Raw genomic sequence first — 4,257 nt, 5'->3', positions numbered from 1 at the left:
ACCCCGTCTATGGCAAGGCGGTGGCCCATGCCGTGGCATCGGGCGAGTGCGAAAAAGGCATCGTCATCTGTAGCACCGGCATCGGCATCTCCATCGCCGCCAACAAGGTGCCCGGCATCCGCTGCGCCCTGTGCGGGGATTGCTTCTCTGCCAAAGCCACCCGCCTGCACAACAACGCCAACGTGCTTGCTCTGGGCGCGCTGGTCACCGGACCCGGCCTGGCGCTGGAGATCGTGGACATCTTCCTGGACACGCCTTTCTCGGAGGAGGAGCGTCACAGCCGTCGGGTATCCCAGCTGGAGGAAGAATAATGTTTGAACTGTGTGCATCCATTCTGGCCGCCGACTTTGCCAATCTGGAGCGGGACATGCGGGCGGCCAATGCCGCCGGTGTGGATGCCTTTCACATCGACGTGATGGACGGGCACTTTGTGCCGGCCATCTCCTTTGGTACGGGCATGGTGCGTACGATGGAACGCCTGACCACCAAACCCCTAGACGTTCACCTGATGGTGGAAAAGCCGCTGGATTTTCTGCCGGAACTGGAGAAACTGGGGGTAAAGCGGGTCTCGGTCCATTACGAGATCCCGGGCGGGCCGGAAGCTGCCCTGCGGGCCATCTGCGCCGCCGGGATGCAAGCCGGGCTGGTACTCAACCCCGAAACGCCGGTGGAATCGGCCCTGCCGTACCTGGCCCAAATTTCGCAGCTGCTGCTGATGACGGTACACCCCGGTCGCGGTGGGCAGGTCTATCTGCCCGGCAGCAACGAGAAGATCGCTGCTGCCAAAAGTCTGCTGCAAGGGCAGGGGAGCAATACCGTCATCCAGGTGGATGGCGGCATCACCCCTGGTACCCTGCCCGGCGCCTATGCGGCCGGGGCACGGAGCATTGTGGCGGGTAGTGCGGTTTTCTATGGAAACATATATCAAAATGTGTGTGCATTGCGTTCGGAGAAGGCAAAACCGTAGATGTTTGCAGTAAAAGGCGGCGCCAAAAAAAGAGCAGACTGTTTGGCAAATGAATGTACCGCAAAATCTGTATGGGTTAATTGCCCGGTTTGCCACAATAAGACGAAAACAAAGATTTATCAAGATACATTGGCGCTTCGTTTCCCGATGTATTGCCCGAAATGCAAAAAGGAAATGCGGGTAGATATCATCCGAAGAAAAATCTATCCCTGCACAAAGGTCTATAAATAGCAGCAAGGCCCGCTTTTCATGCAACTGAAAAGCGGGCCATTTTCTTAAACGGTTTCTACTTCGCCAACTTCATCCATTCGCCGTGTGTGGATCAGGATCTCGCGATTGATAGATAACAGCATCTCCAGTTCGTCACCGGTGCAGCCAGCAAGCATGCGCTGAAATTGATTCAGCATAGTGTCAACATCGCTACGCTCCGGGTAAAAGATTGCATTGGCATCGATGCCCAGAAAACGGAACAACAGATAGATGGATTCAAATTCCGGGTTGGCAACGCCGGTATCACATAGTTAAAGATATTGGTATCATTCAATCAATTTTGCCGATAAAGCGGTAGAAGATTTCTACCTCCTGTTCCCGGCTTCTGTCCTCACCTTTGACCGCTTCATGGACAACGATTTTTTCAATCAGCGTATTCAAAAGTTCGGCGGTCAGTTCTGTTGGATTGACGCACTCTTTCATCAAGGCAATCCATTTTCTGCGTCTGCGGCGTTCTGGCTTTCAGCGGCGATAGCGGATTGAAGCTGTTCAATCTTTTCGCCCAGTTCAGCCTGTTCGTTTTGGTACTTCCCGGACAGCATGGAGAAGTTGTATTCCGTGATACGCCCCGCCGCCCAGTCCTCATACATCCGGGCAAACAGGGTATCGACTTCGGCTTTTCGCTTCTCTGCCTTTTTCAGTTCTGCGGCCTGCTTCTTTCTTGCGGCGGCCTGTCCCTTATCAGTGGCATTGTCGATGCGTTCATCCTTCCAGCCCTGCAAGCGCAGGCACTCCCGTGGGGTCAGGCGGCGGATTCGGCCATTGTACAGCACCCCGGAAGCCTCTCTCTTATCTGAAATGTATCATAAGCAACAATGACAAGCCAGTGGTCAGTCGCAAAGGGATGCCAAAAAATCCAGCGTCTGTTTGGGCACCTCTTTCCCCGCAGTCGGTTTGGCAAGGTCCTGGATCACGACGCCGCGCGCGAGTTCTTCCCGGATCACTTCCCGCAGGATCTGCTTGAACGCATCCCGTTGTTCTTCGGCCAGGATCGCCCTGACCAGAAAATCTTTGCGCTGGTTTGGCGGTATCTGCTGCAGCAGGGTCCAGGCTCGCCGATGGTCTGGGATGCTGATCTGTGGCCGGAAAACGTATTGCGGGCGCTTCACTCCCTGCTCACCGTGCCCTGAACGCGGCCCAAAGCACGCTCAAAACCGATGGCGTTCACCCGGTCGTCCAGCAGCGGAATCACGCGGCACAGGCCGTCTTGGGGGCTGATGTGGCGGTTCACGATGCAAGCTCCACCGCCCAACATGACCAGAGGCATGGCGTGAAGGTCGAAGCCCGCTTCCATGACCGCGGAGAACAACCGCTCGGCATACAGCCGCCCCTGTTTGTTCACGATGCTGCGCACCTCGTCCGACAGACTGCAGGGCTGGCCTGCCAGGATCTGCTCGATCTGGGCGTCGGTGAGCGAAAGACCGGTTTCCTGGCGGACCCTCTCCCGGATCTCATCGATGCAGCGAATCATCCCCAGTTCCAGGCTGTGCGCCGTCTCCGCTACCGGCAGAGCGTTGTCGATCCGCATCAGATCCACCGTCCAGCCGCCGATGTCCATGAGCAGCAGCGACGGTTCGTCGGTCAGCAGGTCCGGCTCGGCCATCAGGGCCGCAAAGCCCTGGGGAAACAGCTGCACATCCGCGATGGTGATGCTGTATTCCACACCCTCGTAGCGGAACTGAACCGGCTGGGAAGGACGAAGCAGATAGCTGCGAAACTTCGGCTTGTCCCGGCCATAGCTGGTCAGCGGCAGGCCCGCTGCGATCCGGATTGTACACTCAGTGGGTGCGCCCCGGCTGCGGATTTCCTGCGCCAATGCAGCCAGCGTCAGCAGGTAGTAGTTGTCATTGATGGTTTTGTCACGCTGGATCGGTTGCCGGCCGGTACCGCAAACAAAAAAACTCCCGCCGGACTCAAGGAGTCCCTGGCGGGTGTAAGGTTCGTGGCTGCCGTAGGCTGTAAGACCGGCTGGGAAAGAACAATGCCGCGTTTTGATGGCGTAGTAACCGTGATCAATGCCAATGTTCATGGGTTTTGCCTCGCTTTCGTTTTTCGTTGAGATTTGCAGATCTATGTAAACGGCTGGTAGATAACTTTTCTTCCCAGCCGGTAAATTTATACTAGGGGGAGAGGTGTGGAGAGGGGGAAAGGCAAAAGCCGCCCGGTTCCGGCATTGCCAGAAGCCGAGCGGCTAAAAATGGGCGCACTTGTCCCCTGCTATTTTAGCTATTGATATATACGAACAGCACTACCAAAAATTTTTCCATTGTATCGTCATTGTGGTTTGTACCAAAATGTGGTACAAACCTCCCAAGCACATATATGGTTTGACAGGTTTCCCCAAAACATGATAGACTGTTCGCCGTCACTGTTTGCACTGCCAGTTGAACCATTTTAGGCAGGAGGTGATGGTGTATTGGAATTGAGTGAATTGCTTTTGTTGCTCTCCCTCATTGGTGGCACGATATACGCTTCCGTTTCTCTGACCATTCAAGTGTTGGAATACTGGAAAAAGAAAAAGGACTGACGCCGGTTACGTCAGTCCATCTTTGCTGTTGTACACAGTGACCACTTTTCTGACCATTCAAGTGCTGGAATACAGGAAAAAGAAAAAGGGCTGACATAATGGCATCAATCCATCTTCCCTGTTATACACAGTGACAACAAAAAGAAAAGAGTCAGCAACTTACGTTGTTGGCTCTTTTTGGTGCACCATCGGGGACTCGAACCCAGGACCCACTGATTAAGAGTCAGTTGCTCTACCAGCTGAGCTAATGGTGCATATAAGCAAACTTCGGACCGGGCCTAAGCTCGGCCCGAAGGCTGCTTTTTCAAGAGAAGCCGGCATCTACCTATTTTCACAGGTCGTTTCCAACCAACTATCGTCGGCACAAGTGAGCTTAACTTCTGTGTTCGGAATGGGAACAGGTGGAACCTCACCGTCATCGACACCGGCCGGTATACAATCTTTCGATCGCATATTCTCTTTTCTGAAGGCATGTGCCCTCAAAACTGAATAA

General features: G+C 54.4%; 6 protein-coding genes, 1 tRNA gene, 1 rRNA gene and 1 pseudogene. 3 read left to right on the top strand and 6 right to left on the bottom strand.

What is annotated here, in order from left to right:
• From INF35_RS13590 to INF35_RS13580, 3 genes are all read left to right on the top strand, one after another.
• Positions 1–311: RpiB/LacA/LacB family sugar-phosphate isomerase (locus INF35_RS13590; RefSeq protein WP_193503369.1), on the top strand; the 311-nt coding region annotated here is incomplete at its 5' end.
• Positions 311–967 carry a ribulose-phosphate 3-epimerase gene (locus INF35_RS13585; RefSeq protein ID WP_193503367.1) on the top strand — a complete coding sequence of 219 codons (657 nt, stop codon included), beginning with the start codon at positions 311–313 and terminating at the stop codon, positions 965–967. The genes INF35_RS13590 and INF35_RS13585, both read left to right, overlap by 1 nt.
• A complete protein-coding gene (locus INF35_RS13580) occupies positions 968–1,198 on the top strand; it encodes a cysteine-rich KTR domain-containing protein (protein WP_193503365.1) in 231 nt (76 codons plus the stop codon).
• 44 nt (positions 1,199–1,242) lie between these two features.
• Here INF35_RS13580 and INF35_RS14000 read toward each other — a convergent pair whose 3' ends face one another.
• From INF35_RS14000 to rrf, 6 genes and pseudogenes are all read right to left on the bottom strand, one after another.
• Positions 1,243–1,374: a hypothetical protein gene (locus tag INF35_RS14000; RefSeq protein ID WP_268885754.1), complete on the bottom strand. Its 132-nt coding sequence runs from the start codon at positions 1,372–1,374 to the stop codon at positions 1,243–1,245.
• A 133-nt stretch (positions 1,375–1,507) separates the two neighbouring features.
• A pseudogene (locus tag INF35_RS13575) lies at positions 1,508–1,941 on the bottom strand (DUF4368 domain-containing protein); the annotation flags it as partial.
• A 126-nt stretch (positions 1,942–2,067) separates the two neighbouring features.
• A complete protein-coding gene (locus INF35_RS13570) occupies positions 2,068–2,346 on the bottom strand; it encodes a plasmid segregation centromere-binding protein ParR (protein ID WP_193503363.1) in 279 nt (92 codons plus the stop codon).
• Entirely contained in the window at positions 2,343–3,266 is a 924-nt protein-coding gene (locus tag INF35_RS13565; RefSeq protein ID WP_193503361.1) for a ParM/StbA family protein, read from the bottom strand. The genes INF35_RS13570 and INF35_RS13565 overlap by 4 nt, the downstream gene beginning before the upstream one ends.
• Positions 3,267–3,942: 676 nt before the next feature.
• Positions 3,943–4,018 (bottom strand) — tRNA-Lys (locus INF35_RS13560).
• 58 nt (positions 4,019–4,076) lie between these two features.
• Positions 4,077–4,193 (bottom strand): 5S ribosomal RNA (gene rrf / locus INF35_RS13555).
• Between the last annotated feature and the right edge of the window lie 64 nt (positions 4,194–4,257).

Source organism: Gemmiger gallinarum, assembly GCF_014982805.1.
Classification (GTDB): Bacteria; Bacillota; Clostridia; order Oscillospirales; family Ruminococcaceae; genus Gemmiger; species Gemmiger gallinarum.
This window is presented reverse-complemented; position numbering and strand designations above follow the sequence as displayed.